11 protein-coding genes are annotated in these 18806 nt (G+C 68.1%); 3 read left to right on the top strand and 8 right to left on the bottom strand.

Going from position 1 to position 18806, the window contains the following annotated elements; translation table 11 throughout:
- Positions 1 to 68: 68 nt before the first annotated feature.
- On the bottom strand, positions 69 to 1613 hold the full coding sequence (locus tag WG924_RS26740) for an AMP-binding protein (RefSeq protein ID WP_345936086.1): 1545 nt from the start codon (positions 1611 to 1613) through the stop codon (positions 69 to 71).
- 439 nt (positions 1614 to 2052) lie between these two features.
- Positions 2053 to 2898 (bottom strand): PhzF family phenazine biosynthesis protein, encoded by an 846-nt coding sequence (locus WG924_RS26735; RefSeq protein WP_345936085.1) that lies wholly within the window; start codon positions 2896 to 2898, stop codon positions 2053 to 2055.
- 147 nt (positions 2899 to 3045) lie between these two features.
- On the opposite strand from WG924_RS26735, the gene WG924_RS26730 reads away from it, so the two are divergent.
- Together WG924_RS26730 and WG924_RS26725 are read left to right on the top strand one after the other, a co-directional pair.
- Positions 3046 to 4452: an aminotransferase-like domain-containing protein gene (locus WG924_RS26730; RefSeq protein ID WP_345936084.1), complete on the top strand. Its 1407-nt coding sequence runs from the start codon at positions 3046 to 3048 to the stop codon at positions 4450 to 4452.
- A 371-nt stretch (positions 4453 to 4823) separates the two neighbouring features.
- Positions 4824 to 4967, top strand: coding sequence for a hypothetical protein (locus WG924_RS26725; protein ID WP_188573908.1), 144 nt, complete (start codon positions 4824 to 4826; stop codon positions 4965 to 4967).
- Between the two features lie 73 nt (positions 4968 to 5040).
- Here WG924_RS26725 and WG924_RS26720 read toward each other — a convergent pair whose 3' ends face one another.
- The 4 genes from WG924_RS26720 to WG924_RS26705 all read right to left on the bottom strand — a co-directional run bounded on the left by WG924_RS26720 (position 5041) and on the right by WG924_RS26705 (position 9002).
- Positions 5041 to 5547, bottom strand: a complete 507-nt coding sequence (locus WG924_RS26720) for a DUF6314 family protein (RefSeq protein ID WP_345936083.1) — start codon at positions 5545 to 5547, stop codon at positions 5041 to 5043.
- Positions 5544 to 7136 (bottom strand): flavin-containing monooxygenase, encoded by a 1593-nt coding sequence (locus WG924_RS26715; RefSeq protein ID WP_345936082.1) that lies wholly within the window; start codon positions 7134 to 7136, stop codon positions 5544 to 5546. The genes WG924_RS26720 and WG924_RS26715 overlap by 4 nt, the downstream gene beginning before the upstream one ends.
- Positions 7137 to 7340: 204 nt before the next feature.
- On the bottom strand, positions 7341 to 7559 hold the full coding sequence (locus WG924_RS26710; RefSeq protein WP_188573905.1) for an acyl-CoA carboxylase biotin carboxyl carrier protein subunit: 219 nt from the start codon (positions 7557 to 7559) through the stop codon (positions 7341 to 7343).
- Between the two features lie 48 nt (positions 7560 to 7607).
- Positions 7608 to 9002 carry an acetyl-CoA carboxylase biotin carboxylase subunit gene (locus WG924_RS26705; protein ID WP_345936081.1) on the bottom strand — a complete coding sequence of 465 codons (1395 nt, stop codon included), beginning with the start codon at positions 9000 to 9002 and terminating at the stop codon, positions 7608 to 7610.
- Positions 9003 to 9163: 161 nt separating this feature from the next.
- Here WG924_RS26705 and WG924_RS26700 point away from each other — a divergent pair, with 161 nt between their 5' ends.
- Positions 9164 to 9832 carry a DUF1826 domain-containing protein gene (locus WG924_RS26700; protein WP_345936080.1) on the top strand — a complete coding sequence of 223 codons (669 nt, stop codon included), beginning with the start codon at positions 9164 to 9166 and terminating at the stop codon, positions 9830 to 9832.
- A 111-nt stretch (positions 9833 to 9943) separates the two neighbouring features.
- On the opposite strand, the gene WG924_RS26695 is transcribed toward WG924_RS26700, so the two are convergent.
- Positions 9944 to 11503 carry a TolC family protein gene (locus tag WG924_RS26695; RefSeq protein ID WP_345936109.1) on the bottom strand — a complete coding sequence of 520 codons (1560 nt, stop codon included), beginning with the start codon at positions 11501 to 11503 and terminating at the stop codon, positions 9944 to 9946.
- Between the two features lie 128 nt (positions 11504 to 11631).
- A complete protein-coding gene (locus WG924_RS26690; protein ID WP_345936079.1) occupies positions 11632 to 18780 on the bottom strand; it encodes a cadherin repeat domain-containing protein in 7149 nt (2382 codons plus the stop codon).
- Positions 18781 to 18806 lie beyond the last annotated feature (26 nt).

Here is an 18806-nt window from a genome sequence, read left to right as displayed (position 1 = left end):
CCGCGTTGAAAATCCTGTGTTCGAAAAAATCTGCGGGCCGGCCCCGCCCTCGCAGCCGTGCCCCGCCCTCAATCCCGTGCCGCCTCATCCGCCAGGCGCGCCCGCAAGGCAGTCTTCAGCACCTTGCCGTAATTGTTCTTGGGCAGGGCATCGACGAAGACATAGCGCTTGGGGCGTTTGAACCGGGCGATCCTGTCCAGGCACAGCCGGTCCAGCGCCGCCGCGTCGACGCCCGCGCCATCCGCCACGACGAAGGCCACCACAACCTCGCCCCAATCGGCGTCGGCGGCACCGATCACCGACACCTCGGCCACCGCCGGATGGTCCAGCAGCACCTCTTCCACCTCACGCGGATAGATGTTGCTGCCGCCCGAGATGATCACGTCCTTGGACCGATCCTTCAGCGTCAGATAGCCCTGCGCATCCAGCGCGCCCATATCGCCGGTGAACAGCCGGCCGTCGCGCAGCGTCCGGGCGGTGGCATCGGGATCGCGCCAATAGCCGGCCATCACGCTGGGGCCGGCGGCGGTGACCTCGCCGGTCTCGCCCACGGGCAACGGCCGGCCGCTCTCGTCGACCACGCCGACATCCACCAGCCATTGCGCCGGCCCCGCCGATGCCAGCCTTGCCCGGCCGGCCTCGTCATCAGGCTGAAGATGGGCGTCGCGGCCAAGGGCGGTGATGGTCATCGGGCTTTCGCCCTGGCCATAGATCTGGGCCAGACGCGGCCCCAGCCGCGCCAGCGCGGCGGTCTTGTCGGCCAGATACATCGGCGCGCCACCATAGATGATGGTCTTCAGGCCCGGCAGCGGATCGTCGCTGTCCGCCACCGCCGGATGGTGGATGAAGCGATGAACCATGGTCGGTGCCGCGAACATCGACACCCGCCGGTGGCGGCCGAACAGCCGCACCAGTTCGTCGGGCTCGAAGCCACGGCTTTCCGGAATGATCTGCCCGGCCGCCCGGGCCAGATGGGGAATGATATACAGCCCGCTGCCATGGCTCATCGGTGCCGCGTGCAGTACCCGGTCGCCGGGCAGAACCGGATCGACGTCGATCAGATGACAGGCGGTCATGGCCAGCAGATTGGCGTGGGTGAGCATCGCGCCCTTGGGCCGGCCGGTGGTGCCGCTGGTATAGAACAGCCAGGCCAGATCATGCGGGCTCACCGGCGCCTGGGCCAGCGGATCGCGCGCCACCAGCCGGGCGTAATCGGCATCATCGATCGACAGGATATGCGGCGCCGGGCTGATCGCGCCCGCGGCCATCTCCACGGTGGCGGCAAGCTTGCCGTCGGTGAACACCACCGCCGCCCCGGAATGCTCAAGGATATAGGCGATTTCGCGGGCATGCAGCTTGGCGTTCACCGGCACCGCCGCCAGCCCCGCCCGCCAGCAGGCGAACAGGATCTCGACATAGGCCGGGTCGTTGCTCATCGCCACGGCCACCCGGCTGCCGGGTGTCAGCCCCAGATGATGGCGCAGACCATGTGCCAGCCCGGCCGCCCGTCGCGCGAGCGCGGCGTGATCGGCCACCACCACGTCGCCGCGGATCAGTGCCGGCAGATCGCCATGAAGGTTTGCGGCACGGGTGAGCAGATTGCCGAGATGCATGAACGTCGCGTCCTTCCGTGGTGGCGGCCGTGGCGGATCAGGCTAGCGCAGCCGGGACCCCGCGTCGATCCGGCGGCACATCATACGGAACGCCACCGCGATGCAGCACAAGAGAGCGGATTGGCTTATGGAGAACGCGTTATTTCAAACGTTCAATTGACGCCTTGGAAATTTTAACGTAGACAGAAGCTGCGCTTGCGAAAGGATCGGTCAGGAAACACGGCATACACTGCCGGAAACTGCCCGCCCCCTGCAAACGCCCCCTGATGACACGGCATTCGGCGGCGCACGCTGCGTCTCCCCGGCAGATACGCCGCCGTAGCTCATCCGTGGCCGGTCCCCCTCCTCCCCCCTTGAGTGAGCGGACACGGATGCAGTCCTGGACGCCCGGCCATCTGGCCCGGGCGTCCATTTTTTTTGGGGGAAACATCACACGCGATCAGACGATCGGCGCCGTCAGGCCGGCAACCCGCACACTGCCGCCGGGCTCGGCATCGAAGCTCGCGCGGATCAGGCTGGGCCGGCCCATATCCTCGCCCTGGGTGATCTCGATCGTGCCCGCCTCCAGCCAGTGGATCTCGCGCAGATAGCCCGCCAGGGCCGCGGCGGCGGCGCCGGTTGCCGGGTCTTCATAGGCGCCGCCGATGGCGAAGAAATTACGGGCGTGGAAGCGGGTATCGGTTTCGGCGTGGATGAAGCTGAAGGTCACCAGCGACTGTTCGGCCTGAAGCGCCGCCCCGCGCGCGAAATGATAGCCCAACTGCGACAGGCGCCGCCGCGACGCCAGCGCCACCACCATATGATTGGCGCCGCCATGGATCAGCCGCACCGGCAGGCGGTGGTCCAGATCGGCGGCGGTCAGGCCGAATTCATCCAGCACCGCCCGGATATAGCCATCGGGCAACAGGCGGGTGCGGGTGGGTGGCGATTGCAGGGCGGCGGCCCAGCCCGTGTCACCGGCGGCCATCGCCTCCACCGTGATCCGCGCATGGTTCAGCGCCAGCGGATAAATCCCGGCGCCGAACCGGCGGCCCAGGGCCGCACCCAGCGCGATGGTGGCATGGCCGCAGAACGGCACCTCCTGCCGGGGCGCGAAATAGCGCACCCGCCACCCGTCATCGAGCGGCAGCAGGAAGGCGGTTTCCGAATAGCCGAGGCCGCTTGCCACCGACAGCATCCGCGCCTCGTCGGGCATGCTGTCCACGAACACGACGCCGGCAGGGTTGCCACCGGCGGCACCCTGTGCCGCATCGGGGGTGAAGGCCGAGATCTTCATGATGTCCATGCGCACCTGTCCTCATCCTCTGCCGGGCGGCCCGGCATCCGTCATGTTCCGGGTCACACCGTATGAGCGTGACACTTGGCCCACAATCGGAATAGTGTCACGAAACACTTTAGCGCATGTCATCGCACAGACAGGACAGCTCCACCGATGCGCCAGCCTTCCCCCTGGTCCCCCCGGATCGCCGGCGGCACGGCCCCCTTGTTCGAGCGGCTGGTAACGGCCCTGGCCGACGATATCGTCCAAGGGCGGGTGGCGCCCGGCGACCGGCTGCCGCCGCATCGCGAACTCGCCTGGGCGCTGGAGATCGGCCTCGGCACCGTCACCCGTGCTTATGCGGCCCTGGAACGGCGCGGGCTGGTCAAGTCGGTTCATGGCCGGGGCATGTTCGTGGCCTTGCCGGCCGCTCCCGAACCGGCGGTGGTGGATCTGTGCGTCAACGCGCCACCACGGCTGCTCGACACCCCGTTGCTGCAGGCCACGTTGAGCCGGCTGGCATCCCGGATCGATGCCGTGGATTTCAGCCACTACGCCCCGGCCGCGGGCAGCCCGCAGCAGCGGGCGATGATGGCGCGCTGGCTGGCGGAAGACCGCCTGCAGGTCGCCCCCGATCAGGTGCTGCTGTGCAATGGCGGCCAGCATGCGCTGTCGGTGGCCGTCGCCACCGCCTGTCGGGGCGGCGCGCCGGTGTTCACCGAGGCGCTGACCTATCCGGGCATGATCACCATCGCCCGCCATGCCGGGTTCGACCTGCATGGTGTGGCGCTGGACGACCAGGGCATGCGGCCCGACGCGCTCGACCGGGCGCTCCACGATCATCGCCGAAGCACGGGCGGCGGCGGACATACCGGCGGCCGACCGGTGGTCTATGTGACGCCGGTGCTGCACAACCCCACCGCCCGCAGCATGGACCGCGCCCGCCGGGCCGCCATCGTCGCGGTCTGTCGCAGCCATGACGCGCTGATCATCGAGGACGACGTCTATTCGGTCTTCGCCGAACCGGACATGCCGCCATTGGCGGACCTGGCGCCGGAGCGCTGTTTCTATGTCACCGGCCTGTCGAAATGCCTGAGCCCGGGCCTTCGGATCGGCGCCCTGGTCGCGCCGCGATCGCTGGCCGATGCCGCCCTGTCGGCACTGGCGGCCGGCAGCACCATGGTCGGGCCGCTGAACTGCCTGATGATGGAAGACTGGTTCGCCGACGGCACCGCCCGCATGCTGGCCCGGGCGATCCGTGGCGAAAGCCGGACCCGCAGCGCGCTGGCCCACCGTCTGCTGCCGGGCCGGATCAGCCCCACGGTGGCCCCCGGCTTCCATGTCTGGCTGCCGATGGCGCCGGCCGCCGCCGAAGCCCTGGCACTGGCCGCCGCCGCCCGTGGCATCCGCGTCACCCCGCCGTCGGCGCCGGTGGTCGATATGCGGATCGCGGGCAAAGGCGGCATCCGCCTGTGCCTGGGCGGGCCATCGATCGAGGCATTGACCGGCGCGCTCGCCACCCTTGCCGGCCTGATCGGCAGCGATCATGGCGACAGCCGGGCCGCAGATCCGGTCTATTGAGCGCCACCGGCCGGTGGCGGGCGGAACACGGCGGCGAAAAATCCTGCCGTCACGCCACAGATGGCGATATCTCACCGCCCGCGCCGCATGGTACATGAAAGACGACGTCGTCCTCCGGCATCGATCCGCCGCCCCTGGCCTGGGTCAGGTGCGGCCGCGCTCCGGTCGCCTCGTGCACCAAAAGTCGCCGTCCCTGCCGACCCCGCCGCATTGGCGGCGCGTGGCCACAGGTGCCGCCGATACCGCGCAGACCACCCACACCCTGTCTGAAGATATCCCGGACGCCCTGCCCGCAATGCCGCCGCTATCCTGTCCGGCGCGCATGGCCGTGGCACCCGTCCGCACACCCCCTGCCAATCGGGAGACGACACATGGCGAAGGGCGACCAGAAGAGCAATCGTGAAGCCCGCAAGCCGAAGAAGGAGAAGCCCAAGGCTCCGGTCGGCATTTCCAGCTTCAAGCCCGAGCAGAACCAGAAGAACGCGGCGCTGTTCGGCGGCGCCAAGAAGAAGTAAGCCGCGACACCGCGTGCGAGGGAGGTCCGACCCGGATATATCCTGGATCGGCCTCCCTATTCTGATCCAGCCATCATGATGAGCCGGCAATTCGCCGATAGCGGGTGAGCGCGCGATAGTCCTTGCGCGGACCCGTGACCCGGATGTCGGTCGAGAACCGGTCCGGCAGGTCCAGGGTCATGGTGGCGTGATAAAGATCGTCGCCGCAGTGATGCAGATCCGTGGCCGAGCAGAGCCCCTCCATACCGTCCCCTGCCCCCTCCGCACCCGCCGCAAAGGCGAGGGTCACGAAGCGCGCGCCCGCCGTGGGGCCGTCGGCGAAGTCGATGGCGATGCGGCCATCCGCCAGCAGCCGATAGGTATAACGCCGGAACACGTCGAGCACCGGTCCGTCGGGTAAGGTCAACTCGCCGGATTCGGCATAATCCAGCCGGTCCGGCCCGCCGGCGGTGAAGATGGCGATCCCGGTCATCCGCCCGACGGAGCCGCCGGTGATGGCACGCGTCATCTGCCAGCGGCCCGCCAGGGCGTTGAACCGGCCATGGTGGCAAGGGTCGACGATATCGGTCCCGGCTGTCATAGGCTCCGCTGCTGTGCGCTCGATGATGGGTCCACGGGCTGGGGGCGCAGATCGTGGCCGAACAGGGCCGCCACCTCGGCAATCACCGCCCGCGCCCCGGCCGGCCGGGCATGGGCCCCGCGCAGGCGATAATGCGCCGGCAGCACCGGCCCCTGCCACAGAAACCGGCCAAAGGTGGTGGTCTGATCCAGATCGGGCATGACATCCAGCCGCGCCGCCAGGGCATCGCACATATCGGGATAGTCGGCATGTGGAAATTGCGGTCGCGGCCGCTGGTCGCGGATCGCCCGCTCCATCGCCATCGCGCGGTCCATCGCCGGCCGGTCCGGCGCCGGCAGCCGCCCCGACAGCACGCCTGCCGCCCACCGTGCCTGAAGGTCCATCACGCCGAAATAGGGTCCGCGATACATGCCGACAAACGCCATGCCGGGGATGCCGTCGGGAAACACCGATTGCCCCAGCAGCACCGGTTGCAGACGATCATCCGGATCATAGCCCACCGCCGCGCGGACATCCGCCGGCAGCATCTCCAGACGGGGGGCATAGCCGGTGGCATAGATCACGTCGTCGACCGGCAGGTCGTGCCGTCCATCATGCAGCACCATGCGGCGCGCATCGAACTGTGCGGCCGTCATCACCCGCAACCGGCCCGACCGGATGGCATCCGGCACGGCATCGGAAATCACCATCGGTGCCAGCCGCCCGTCATCGGGCACCTGCAGCAAGGGATGCAGCAGGCCCTGATCGCCCACGATGCCCCGCAGCCAGGCATGGCGTTCGGCAGCGATGACGGCCGGGGAAAGGCCGCGCGCACGTGCCGCCTCGGCGCGGGCATTGACCACCAGATCCATCGGCAGGCGGGGGGGCGGCAGGCGGGGGGGCGGCAGGCGGGGGGGCGGCAGGCGGGGCGGCGGCAGGGTCGGGGATGTGTGGCTCATCATCGCCTGCGGCGCCGGAACCAGCCGCGGCACATACCATGCCGGCCGGCGGATCAGCATCACGGTATCGGCGGCACAGCCTGAAATCTCTGCGGCGATATCGGCGCCGGAAAAGGCGCCGCCCACCACCACCACCCGCCGGCCGGCAAAGCCTTCGGGTCCGCGATAGCTGGCGGCATGCGATACGCGCGCATCCACGCCCAACATCGCCCCCGGCGGCAGCGCCGCCTGCGCGAACACCCCTGAGGCAACGATCACCGCATCGGCCTCATACGCCACCATCCGGCCGCCGGCATCGGCGATCAACCGCCAGCCGGCGCCCGCGCGCGTCACCGCCACCACCCTGTGGCCATGACGGATGCGGCCGGTCAGATCATGCGCCCGGGCATAGCCGCGCAGGTAAGCGGCCATACGCGCGGCGGATGGAAACAGCCCGCTGTCAGGATCATGCGGGTGATCGGAAAATCCGCAGGTATAGCGCGACAGATTGGTCTTCAGGCTGCGCCAGACCAGGCCGTCATCCGGCGACCACAGGCCGCCGCATTCGGCCCTGGCCTCGAACGCCACCGCCTCCAGCCCCTCTTCCTGTGCCGCCTTCAGCGCCGCCAGCCCGGCAGGCCCGGCCCCGATAATCGCAATACCTCGCCCCACACCCGCCCCACGTCACGCTCATGAATTGAACGATAGTCGATCGTCAAGCGTGCGGACGTATGTCATACGCCCATTACGCGATCAGATTGCGAAACTATAGATCATTTTGGATGTGAAGCGTGAGCCTGTGAGCGCATGAAAAACCCGCCGGCCCCGGCCTGGACGACCAGGGGGCAGGCGGGCCTGGCTGTGCCTGCTGTATGGTCAGGCGATGGTGGCGAGCACCTGTTCCTCGGCAACCGTGTCGCCTTCGGCGACCAGCACCGTCATCACCGTGCCGGTGACCGGCGCCATGACCGGGATCTCCATCTTCATCGATTCCAGGATCATCACCGGCTCGTCGGCCTCGACATGGCCGCCGGCCGGCACCTCGATCTTCCAAACCTTGCCGGCGATCTCGCTGCGGATCTCGGTCGTGGCCATGGGGGGCGCTCCTCGTCATCTCGTATCGTGGGGGGAAAGATCGGTCGCTCAGGCGGCAAGGATGTCGGCTGCAAGGCCGGTGTGGACCTGCCCCTGCCGGAACGCCGGATGGGCCAGTGCCCGGCGCAGGAACGGGATATTGGTCTTGATACCCTCGATCTCGACGCCGGCCAGGGCCGCATCCAGCCGGTCGAGTGCGGCATCACGGGTCTCGCCATGGGCGATCACCTTGGCGACCAGCGGATCATAGAACGGTGTCACCCGCCCGCCCTCGCGATAGCCGCTATAGATCCGGACGCCGTCGGGCCTCGGCAGGCGGAACCGGTTCAGCACCCCCACCGATGGCAGAAAGCGCACCGGATCTTCGGCATAGATCCGTGCCTGGACGGCATGGCCGCTGATCGCCGGTGGCTGCGGCACGATCCGGTCGAGCACCTCGCCATAGGCCAGCCGGATCTGTGCCGCGACGATGTCGACGCCGGTCACCGCCTCGGTTACCGCATGTTCCACCTGCAGCCGGGTGTTCACCTCAAGGAAGGCGAAGCCGACCTCGCGGTCCCACAGCATCTCGACCGTGCCCAGATTGTCGTAACCGAGCCGGCCCAGAATGCCGGCGATCCGCGCACCCAATGCCGTCACCTCAGCCCGGTCCAGGCCAGGGGCCACGGCTTCCTCGATCACCTTCTGATGACGGCGCTGCACCGAACAGTCGCGCTCCGACAGGCAGATGGCGCCGCCCCGGCCATCGGCCAGGATCTGGAACTCCACATGGCGCGGTCGCTCCATCAGCCGCTCCAGATAGATCTGCGCCGACCCGAAGCTGCGCGCGGCCATGGTCCGTGCCCGGTCGATCGCCTTGTCGAGTTCCGCGGGGTCGCGCGCCGCCAGCATGCCGATACCGCCACCGCCTTCCGCCGGCTTGACCAGCACGGGAAAGCCGATCGCGGCGGCAGCGGCCCGCGCCTCGGCCGGATCGTCGCCCAGCACGCCGCTGCTGGGACCGGTGGGCATGCCTTCGGCCGCCATCAGGCGGCGGGCCTCGGTCTTGTGGCCCATCGCCTTCAGCCAGCGGGCATCCGGGCCGATGAACACCATGCCGGCAGATCGCACCGCCCCGGCAAATTCCGGGTTTTCCGACAGAAAGCCATAACCCGGATGAATGGCGGTGGCGCCGGCGGCCGATGCCGCGTCCAGCAGTTTGGGCATGCTCAAATAGCTGTCGGCCGGCGCTTCACCGCCAATCGCGTGCACGCTGTCGGCCATATCGAGATAGGACGCCGCGGCATCGGCATCGGAGTGGACCACGGCCACTCTCATTCCCAGAGCGCGGCAGCTTTCGATCACCCGCGGCACCACAGCGCCTCGATTGGCGATCAGCACCGTGTCGCCCGGCCCCGGGCCGACACCGGATGGATGGTCGCTGGTTCCAGGGTTACCCGGCATGGCGTTTCCCGATATTTTTATTTTAAACGTTTGTTTGTTTTTGAGGCTATCGGAAGCCGCGCCATCAGACAAGCCCGTTCATACGCAGGTATCACCGCGCATGGCTTGATCGGTCGGGCAGAATATGTAACGTTATTACATTACATTTATGGATCCAGCTCATGACCCCGCTCCTTGCCACACCGCCCGACCGTCTCCCCCTGCACGTCTCTGACGTGACCCTCCCCGGTCTCGTGTTGCTGAACTGCGGCCATGCGCTGGCCCTGGCGCTGGTGACGCCGGCTGCCGGGGTGGGCGTGTGGCGCCGTCCGGCGTTGGCATTCCAGGCGGCGCTGGCGGCCTGTCCGGCAGATGCCCTGCCCGATGGCCGCGTCACCATCGCCGCCACAGACGATGCCATTGCCACAGGCCTGCACCAGCTTCTGTCTCACAGCCGCCTGCCAATGGCGGTGTCGGCCGGGATCGCCGCCGATGCCGCCGCCCTCGCCCGCCATTTTGCGCGGGCAAGCGCGGCCCGCCGGTTGCAGATCCGGCTGGACGCCGTCAACGGTCCCGCCTGCCGTCGCTTCCACCAGGATCATGTCCGCGCCCGGCTGCTGTGCAGCTATCGTGGCCCCGGCACGGAACTCGCCCCGGCCAATGTCGATCTGAATGCCGGCCCGGCCGCCTTCAGCCTCGATACCGCTTGGGTGGCGGTGCTCCGCGGCCACCGCCATCCGCTGGGCGCGGGGCCGCTGCTGCATCGCTCCCCCCAGACGGCTCAGGGGGCGCCGGCCGAAACCCGGCTTCTGCTCGCCATCGATGCCGATCCGGATGACGGCCGGTCCTGACCTGACGCCCTGTCACCTCAAAAGAAGCCTGTAACATCAAAAGAAAACGGGCGGATGCGGGGCATGATCCCCCATCCGCCCGTTCCGTTCCCGGTCAAACCGGGCAGCGCCTCACTCGGCGTTGGCAAGCTCCGGCTTGTCGACCGCATCGGGCACCGGTGCGAAGGTCGGACGGCCCGCGCGCCAGGCGGCCTCGGTTGTGCCGATGGCCGTGGCAAGCGTCGAGACCGTGGGTGCCGACAGCCCTTCCGGCAGCGGATCGGCACCGATCGACAGGAACAGCCGGCCGAAGGCATTGTTCGCATCGGCGAATGCCAGGTCGCGGCGCAGTTCGGTCTGCACGGCGGCAAGCTCGGTCTGGATCACCTGCAGATCGCCGACACGGGTCCCCGCCGCCGCCCGCGCCTGATCCAGGATCCGGTTGTCGAGTTCCGACAATTCACGCGCCGTCTCGTATTGGCGACGCGCCTCCTCATAATTGGTCTGGGCGACATGGACCTGTGCCAGCACCGCCATGCTGATCGCCATCCGCCGGGCATCGACAACATCCTCATTGGCCTCGGCAACCGCCATGGCGCCGGGGATCCGCAGGATATTGAGCAGGTTCCAGGTCAGCTTGACCCCGTAATCCGCCCAATCGTTGTTCACCAGATATTTGTTGCTGTCGTAATGCGCGCCCAGATCCAGTTCGATGCCCGGCAGCAGCCGCAACAGCGCCTTGCGGGTTTCCTGCTGCGAGATCCGGGTCTGGTAATCCAGCTCCCGCACTTCCGGCCGGTTGGCCAGGGCCAGGCGCTCCAGATCGGCCGGATCCGAGGTCACCGGCGGCATGGCGCCCTGGGTCTCCGGTGCTTCCAGGCTGAAATCCTCGCCGGGGCGGATGTTGATCAGGGCGGCAAGTTCGGTCTTGGCCAGCCGCAATTCACGCCGCTGGGCCTGAAGCTGGCGCAGCGCATCCAGCAGCCCGCGACGATAGGTCAGCGCATCGGCCGGCGCCCGCAATTGCTGGCGCTCGATTTCAGCCGCCGAGGCCAGCGCCTGTTCGATCCGTGCCATCAGCGGGTCGATCCGGGTCAGCACCCGTTCGGCCGCCACCGCCCGCCAATAGGCCGACCGGACATCCTGAATGATCGTGTGGACCACGCGCCGACGCTGCTCCGCCGCGATCAGCGACCGGTCGGCATTCTGCTGTGCCGTCACATAGGACACGCCGAAATCGAGGATGTTCCACGACATGTTCAGGTCGGCGACCCGGCGGTTCCGCTCGGTCGAGGTCGACGGCACCAGCGACTGCGAGCCGGTCGCGACGTTCTCGCTGCTCGACGCGCTGACATTGTCGCGGCCGACAAAGCCCGCCGATGCGGCAAGCGACGGCAGCATGTCCCAGCGCGACAGGTCCAGCTGACGCTGGCTCAGCGCCTGTTCCATGGTCCGCAGGCGGCCGTCCAGATTGTACAGGATCGCCCGCGCCATCGCCTCATGCAGGCTCAACCGCCCGCTCAGCGGTTCCTGGTTCGAGAACATCCGCGCCAGATCCGCCGAGATCCGGGCTTCCGTCGTCTGTGGCGCGATCGGCTCGGGCGTCACGGCACAGCCGGCCAGAAGTGCCGCGGCCAGAACGGCTGCCACGGCTGATCGCCCGATCCGGCGGCCGTGCCGCGTGCCTTCCATCCGGTCAGACCGGTTCTGCCCCTGCCCCTGCATGCCCGTTCCCCATATGGCCGCGTTTGCGTTGTCGCGGTGTTGTCGCTGCTGCCGATCATTCATGGCCGGCGTCGATGATCTATGCGCGGTCATCGTCACCCTCGTGCAATCCGGATGGCCGGCCCCTGCCCCAAAGCGCTCGCCAGGGCCTCGACTTCGCGGTCGAAGCTGCCGGCTGCGTGGCGCAGGCTGGCGGTGAAGCCGGCCTCCGCCAGGACCATCTGATTGATGTCGGCATCACCATCGATCATCTGTGCCAACAGCACCAGATCCGGCTCCAGCCAGGCGAGCGTATCATCGGCGGTCTGGCCGGGGAGCGCCCCGGTCTGCGCCGCGTCGCCACCCTCGTCCTGATCGCCGCCATCCGGCGCCGCTCCGGTCTCGTCCGGAACCGGAACATCCGGGATCGGCAGGATCTGACCGGGGAAGATGACCGGCTCGATCTCGCCCGGCGTTGCGGGTTCCGCTTCGCCGCGCACCTGCAGCACGACCTGATTGATCGAGGTGCCGGATGCGGCGATCTGATCCAGGCGCCGCAGAAGATCGCCGAAGAAGGTCGTCACCATCTCGTCGTCGAGCGTGGTTTCGATGCCCAGGTCGGAAATCAGGCTGCGCGCCATCAGCGTGGTGTACTCGCCGATGATCCGGTCGCGTTCGAAGCCCGATGCGGCACGATGCGCCTCGCGGGTGAATTCCACGATCGCGGTTTCATAGAACCGGTCACGCAGCACCACCTCGATCCGGAAATAGGCATCCTCGAACCGGGCCACGTCCGGCGCGATCGACACCACCACCGGCACCACCGTCACCTCGTCGGGCGGCGTCACATCCACCGTCAGCGGCTCGATCTCGATCGTCAGCGTCACCGGTGCGCCATCCAGGGCGCCATCGCCGACCGTGGCGGTCACGGTTTCGATAAAGGCCGGCCGGCCAGGCGCGCCGGCGGTCGCGGTATCGGCATCCGGCCGGTAAACCAGCCGGCCGGCCACGATATCGGCCCAGCTGACGGTGAAGCCGTCATCCAGGGCCACGCCATCCAGATAGAAGCCGCCATGCTCGGTGATGCCGTCGAAACGCACCGTCAGCATGTCGCCATCGGGGTCGGTCGCGGTCAGTATGCCGGCATCGATCGTCACCCGGCCGTCGGCTGTGACCTGCACCGGCGACGACGGCCCGGTCAGCACCGGCGCCTCGTTGACGTCGGCAACCGCCACCGTCACCACGCTCCGGCTGGTGATGCCCTCGGCGTTGGTGACGCTGACCACCAGCCGCACCGATGCGGTGGCCTCGTGGTCGAGCGTGACATCATCCTTCAGCTTCAGCGTGGCCACGCCGTCGACCAGAACGATCTCGAAGCGGGCATCATCCACCGCCCAGACCAGATCACCGGGCACACCCGGGTCATCGACACCGACCGTGCCGACGATGGCGCCCGCCGTATTCTCGGGCACCGTATCGCCGCCGACCACCGGCGCCGACGGCGCCTCGTCGACATCGCCGACCGTGATCACGACCGTGGTGACCGCCGTCAGGCCGCCGCGATCGGTCGCGGTCAGCACCAGGCTGATCGTGTCCGCCGCCTCGGCATCCAGCGACACACCGTCGCGCAGCTTCAGAACCAGCGTGCCATCCCGATCGACCACCTCGAACCGGGTGTCGTCGACCGTGACCGCGACATCGTCGCCGGCATCCGGGTCGACGACATCGATGCTGCCGACATCGGCGCCGGCGGCATTCTCGGCCACCACGCCACCCAGCAGCACCGGCACACCCGGTGCCTCGTTGACGTCGCCGACCGTGATCACCACCGTCGACACCGCCGCAAGCCCGGTCGCGTCGCGCGCCGTCAGGTTGAGCGTCAGCGACGCCGCCGCCTCGTGGTCGAGTGAGATGCCGTCGCGCAGTTTCAGAACCAGCGCGCCGTCCCGCTCCACCACCTCGAACCGGGCGTCATCCACCGTCACCACCGGGTCGGCGCCGACATCCGGATCCGACACGGTGATGGTGCCCACCACCGCACCGGGCGCGTTCTCAGCCACACCGGCATTGTCCAGAACCGGTGCCGCCGGCGCCTCGGCCACGTCCGTCACCAGCACCTCGATGCTGCGGCTGGTGGCAAGCCCTGCCCCGTCGGTCGCGGTCAGCACCAGGGTGATGCCGCGGGCTGCCTCATGATCCAGCGACACGCCGTCGCGCAGCTTCAGAACCAGGGCGCCGTCCTGCTCCACCACCTCGAACCGGGCATCGTCGACCGTGACATCGACCATGCCGAAGGCGCTCATCGGATCGTCAGGATCACCGGTGGTGATCGTGCCGACCACCGAGCCGGCCGCGTTCTCGGCGACGACGCGGTTGTCGATCACCGGCGCGGCCGGCGCCTCGTTCACATCGCCGACCGCGATCACCACCGTGGCACTGCGGCTGCCCTCGATGGTCGTGGCGGTCAGGACCAAGGTGATGCGGTCGCCCGCCTCATGGTCCAGTGCGACACCCTCGCGCAGCTTCAGCACCGCCTGGCCATCGATCTCGACGATCTCGAACCGGGCATCATTCACGGTCAGCGTCACATCGACGCCGGTATCGACCTCTTCCAGGAAGCCGACGGCGCCAACGACACCGCCCGGCAGGTTCTCGTTCACCCGGCCATCAGCGATCACCGGCAGCGGCGGAGTGGTATCGGGCAGCACCGTCAGGGTGATGGTCGTGCTGGTGGCAAGACCGCCCATGTCGGTCGCCGTGATCACCAGATCCAGGCTGGCGGCATCGCTGAAGTCGAGCGCCTCGCCCGCCTTCAGCTTCAGCACGCCGTCGATCACCTCGAACCGGTCATCATTCACGCTATAGCTCAGGCGGTCGCCGGCATCCGGATCGCTGGCTGTGACCGCGCCAATCACCGCGCCGGCATCGCCACCGCGCACCGTGCCGCCGGTCACCACCGGTGCGGTCGGCGCCTCGTTGACATTGCCGACCGTGATGGTCAGCAGGCTGGTGTTGGCAAGACCATCCGCATCACGGGCCGTGATCACCAGGGTGACCCGGGGCTCGCTCTCGCGGTCGAGCGCCACCCCGTCCTTCAGTTTCAGCGCGCCGTCCACGATCTCGAACCGGCCGTCATCCACCGACAAGGTCAGCGCGTCACCATCCGGATCGCCCGCACTCACCGTGCCGATCACGGCGCCGGCTGCGTTTTCGGCAACCGTATCGCCATCGACCACCGGCGCCGCCGGCGCCTCGTTCACGTTCGTGACCGCGATCGTCACCGTCCGGCTGGCCATCAGTCCGCCGCCATCGGTGGCGGTCAGCACCAGATCGATCGTGCCCGCCGCCTCGTGATCCAGGCTGATGCCATCACGCAGCTTCAGCACACCGCCCACGATCTCGAACCGCGCATCGTCGACGCTGTAAGTGAGCTGGCCATTGCCGCTCGCCGCCGCGTCCGGATCGGTCGCGCTTACCCGGCCGATGATGGCACCGGCCGCATTCTCGGCAACCGTGCCACCGGCCAGGACCGGTGCGGCAGGAGCCTCGTTGACATCCGCAACCGTGATCGTCACCGGTGCCGACAGGCTATGGCCATCGGTATCGATCGAGGTGATCACCAGGCGGATCGTTGCCGCCGCCTCGCGATCCAGGCTGACACCATCGCGCAGCTTCAGCGTCTGCACGCCATCCCGATCGACGATCTCGAACCGGGCATCGTTCACCGTATAGCGGCCGCCATCCGGATCCGGCAGCGTGCCGATCACCGCACCCGCCGCATTTTCGGCCACGACGCTGCCGGTCAGCACCGGCACCGCCGGGGCGACGCCGTCATCGATCACCGTGATGGTGATCGCGCGGCCGGTGGCAAGGCCGGCGGCATCGGTGGCGGTGATCACCAGATCGACGCTCGTCTCGGTCTCGAAGTCGAGCGACACGCCGTCGCGCAGCTTCAACTGGCCATCGACGATCTCGAACCGGCCGTCATCGACCGTGAAGACCAGCATGTCGTCGGCATCGGGGTCTTCGCCGCGGACATCACCGATCACGGCACCCGGCTGGCTTTCGCCCACCGTGCTGCCCGAGACCACCGGCATCGCCGGCGCCTCGTTGACATTGGTGACAGTGATGACGACCACCCGGTCCGTCGACATGCCGTTGCCGTCGACCGCCGTCAGGATCAGCGTCACCCTCGGCTCCGCTTCATGATCGAGCGCGATGCCGTCCTTCAGCTTCAACGTGCCACCCACGATCTCGAACCGGGCGTCATCGACGTTGATCGCGATCGGGTCGCCATCCGGATCACCGGCCGAGACGGTGCCGATCACGGCACCCGCGGCATTCTCGGCCACGATCGAACCGGTCACCACCGGCGCCAGCGGCGCCTCGTTGATGTCGGTGACGTTGATCTGAACGCTGCTGCTCTGGCTGAGCCCGCGACCATCGGTCACCGTGATCACCAGATCGACGCGCGCTGCCGCCTCATGATCCAGGCTGATGCCATCACGCAGCTTCAGCACGCCGCCCACGATCTCGAAACGGGCATCGTCGACGCTGTAGGTAAGCCGGCCATTGCTGCTGCCCGCCGCGTCCGGATCGGTTGCGGTCACCACGCCGATCACGGCGCCTGCGGCATTCTCCGCCACCGTGTTGCCGCTCAACACCGGCGCCGACGGCGCCTCGTTGATATCGGTCACCCGGACCAGAACATCGGCCACCACCGTGCCACCATCGGCGCCGGTCGCGGTGATGCGCAGGGTCAGGCGGGCTGCCGCCTCGTGATCGAGCGCGATGCCATCCTTCAGCTTCAGGGTCTGGACGCCACCCGCATCAACGATCTCGAAGCGCGGATCATCGACGGTATAGGTCGCCCCCGCTGCGTCCGGCAGCGTGCCGACCACGGCACCGGCTGCGTTCTCGGCGACGACGCCGCCGCTCAGCGCCGGTGTCGGAGCGACAATGCCATCATCGATCACCCTGATGGTGACCGCGGTGGTGGCGCTGACGCCGGCCGCATCGGTCACGGTGATGACCAGATCGACAGCCGGCTCGCTCTCATAATCGAGCGCGATGCCGTCCTTCAGCTTCAGCGTGCCGTCGACGATCTCGAAACGGTCGTCATCGACCGTGAAGGTCAACGCGTCGCCGGCATCCTGATCGCTGGCGGTCACCGTGCCGATCACGCCGCCGGGCAGATTTTCGGCAACCGACCCACCATCCAGCACCGGCGCCGTCGGCGCATCATTGTCGTCCGTGACCTGAATGGTGACATCGCTGCTGACCTCGATCCCGTTCGCGGCCCGGCCGGTGATCACCAGCGACACCTGCGGCTCGGTCTCGTAGTCGAGCGAGACACCATCCCGCAGCTTCAGCACCCCGCCCGCGATCTCGAACCGGGCGTCGTCGACCGTGAAGGTGACACCGGCACCGTCCGGATCCTGCTCGACACTCACCGTGCCGATCACCGCGCCGGGGAGGTTCTCAACCACCTGATCATTGTCAAGCTGCGGCGCCGTCGGCGCCTCGGCGACATTGGTCACCGTGATCCGCACCACGCTGCTGGTCTCAAGACCATTGGCATCAATGGCGGTGAGCGTCAGGTCGATGAACGGCTCGGTCTCATGATCGAGGACTTCACCCCCCGCCAGTTGCAGCACACCGTCCACGATCTCGAAGCGCGGATCATCGACCGTGAAGGTCAGCGTGTCGCCCGCATCCGGATCGCTCGCCGTCACCGTCCCGATCACCTGTGCGTCTTCACGCACCGTGGTGTTCGACAGCACCGGCGCGGTCGGGGCCTCGTTCACATCACCGACCGCGATCGTCACCACCGCCGAGCGCGCGCCCTCGATCGTGGTCGCGGTCAGCAGCAGGGTCAGACGGTCCGCCGCCTCATGGTCCAGCGACACGCCGTCGCGCAGCTTCAGAACCTGGCGGCCATCGATCTCCACGATCTCGAACCGCGCATCATCCACCGTCAGCGTCACATCGACGCCCGGGTCGACATCCTCCAGGAAGCCGATCACCCCCACAACCGCGCCGGGGCTGTTCTCGTCGACCCGGCCATCCGCGATCACCGGCACCGGCGGTGTCGTGTCGGGCCGCACCGTCAGCGTCACCGCCGTCTGCGCGCTCAACCCGCCGCCATCGGTCACCGTGATCACCAGATCGACCGAGGCCGCATCCGCCGCCGAGAGAACAATCCCATCCCGCAGCTTCAAAACACCGCCCACGATCTCGAACCGTGCATCGTCGACGCTATAGGTGAGCCGGCCATTGCTGCTGCCGGCCGCATCCGGATCGCTCGCCGTCACCCGGCCCACGATCGCGCCGTCATCGCCGCCCTGCACCGTGTCGCCGGTCAGCACCGGCGCCACCGGCGCTTCGTTCACGTCGCCGACCGCGATCGTCAGCAGCGTCGAGGCCGACAGCCCGCCGGCATCGGTCGCGGTGATCACCACCGTCACCGTTCCGGTGGTCTCGTGGTCGAGCGCCACCCCGTCCTTCAGCTTCAGCGCGCCGTCCACGATCTCGAACCGGTCGTCATCCACCGACAGGGTCGGCGCATCACCATCCGGATCGCCCGCAGTCACCGTGCCGATCACCGCACCCGCCGCGTTCTCGGCAACCGTGTCGCCCGACACCGACGGCGCCGCCGGTGCCTCGTTCACATTGGTGACCGTGATCGTCACCGTCCGGCTGGCGGTCAGCCCGCCACCATCGGTCGCGGTCAGCACCAGATCGATCGTGCCCGCCGCCTCGTGATCCAGGCTGATGCCATCACGCAGCTTCAGCACACCGCCCACGATCTCGAACCGCGCATCGTCGACGCTGTAAGTGAGCTGGCCATTGCCGCTCGCCGGCGCATCCGGATCACTGGCACTCACCCGCCCGATCACCGCACCCGCCGCGTTCTCGGCCACAACCGTCCCCGACACCACCGGCGCCGTCGGCATCTCGTTCACATCGGCCACGGTGATCGTCACCGTCCCCGCAAGCATCGCGCCATCCGAGGCCATCGAGGTGATCACCAGGCGGATCGTCGCCGCCGCCTCGCGATCCAGGCTGACGCCATCACGCAGCTTCAACGTCTGCACGCCATCCCGATCGACGATCTCGAACCGGGCATCGTCAACCGTATAGCTGCCGCCATCCGGGTCCGGCAGCGTGCCGATCACCGCACCCGCCGCATTCTCGGCCACCGTCCGCCCGGTCAGCACCGGCACGACCGGCGTCACGCCGTCATCGCCAACCGCCAGCGTCACCGCCAGCGCCGCCGACAAACCGCCCG

Origin of the sequence: Tistrella arctica (assembly GCF_039630945.1) — a bacterium.
Classification (GTDB): Bacteria; Pseudomonadota; Alphaproteobacteria; order Tistrellales; family Tistrellaceae; genus Tistrella; species Tistrella bauzanensis.
The sequence above is the reverse complement of the archived record's forward strand: the minus strand, read 5'-3'. Positions and strand labels throughout refer to the sequence as shown.

Excerpts from the sequence above, each read along its gene's own strand:
- WG924_RS26710 (WP_188573905.1), bottom strand. The coding sequence starts at position 7,559 with ATGGCCACGACCGAGATCCGCAGCGAGATCGCCGGCAAGGTTTGGAAG.
- WG924_RS26730 (WP_345936084.1), top strand. The coding sequence starts at position 3,046 with ATGCGCCAGCCTTCCCCCTGGTCCCCCCGGATCGCCGGCGGCACGGCC.
- WG924_RS26725 (WP_188573908.1), top strand. The coding sequence starts at position 4,824 with ATGGCGAAGGGCGACCAGAAGAGCAATCGTGAAGCCCGCAAGCCGAAG.
- WG924_RS26700 (WP_345936080.1), top strand. The coding sequence starts at position 9,164 with ATGACCCCGCTCCTTGCCACACCGCCCGACCGTCTCCCCCTGCACGTC.
- WG924_RS26735 (WP_345936085.1), bottom strand. The coding sequence starts at position 2,898 with ATGGACATCATGAAGATCTCGGCCTTCACCCCCGATGCGGCACAGGGT.
- WG924_RS26695 (WP_345936109.1), bottom strand. The coding sequence starts at position 11,503 with ATGGAAGGCACGCGGCACGGCCGCCGGATCGGGCGATCAGCCGTGGCA.
- WG924_RS26740 (WP_345936086.1), bottom strand. The coding sequence starts at position 1,613 with ATGCATCTCGGCAATCTGCTCACCCGTGCCGCAAACCTTCATGGCGAT.
- WG924_RS26705 (WP_345936081.1), bottom strand. The coding sequence starts at position 9,002 with ATGCCGGGTAACCCTGGAACCAGCGACCATCCATCCGGTGTCGGCCCG.
- WG924_RS26720 (WP_345936083.1), bottom strand. The coding sequence starts at position 5,547 with ATGACAGCCGGGACCGATATCGTCGACCCTTGCCACCATGGCCGGTTC.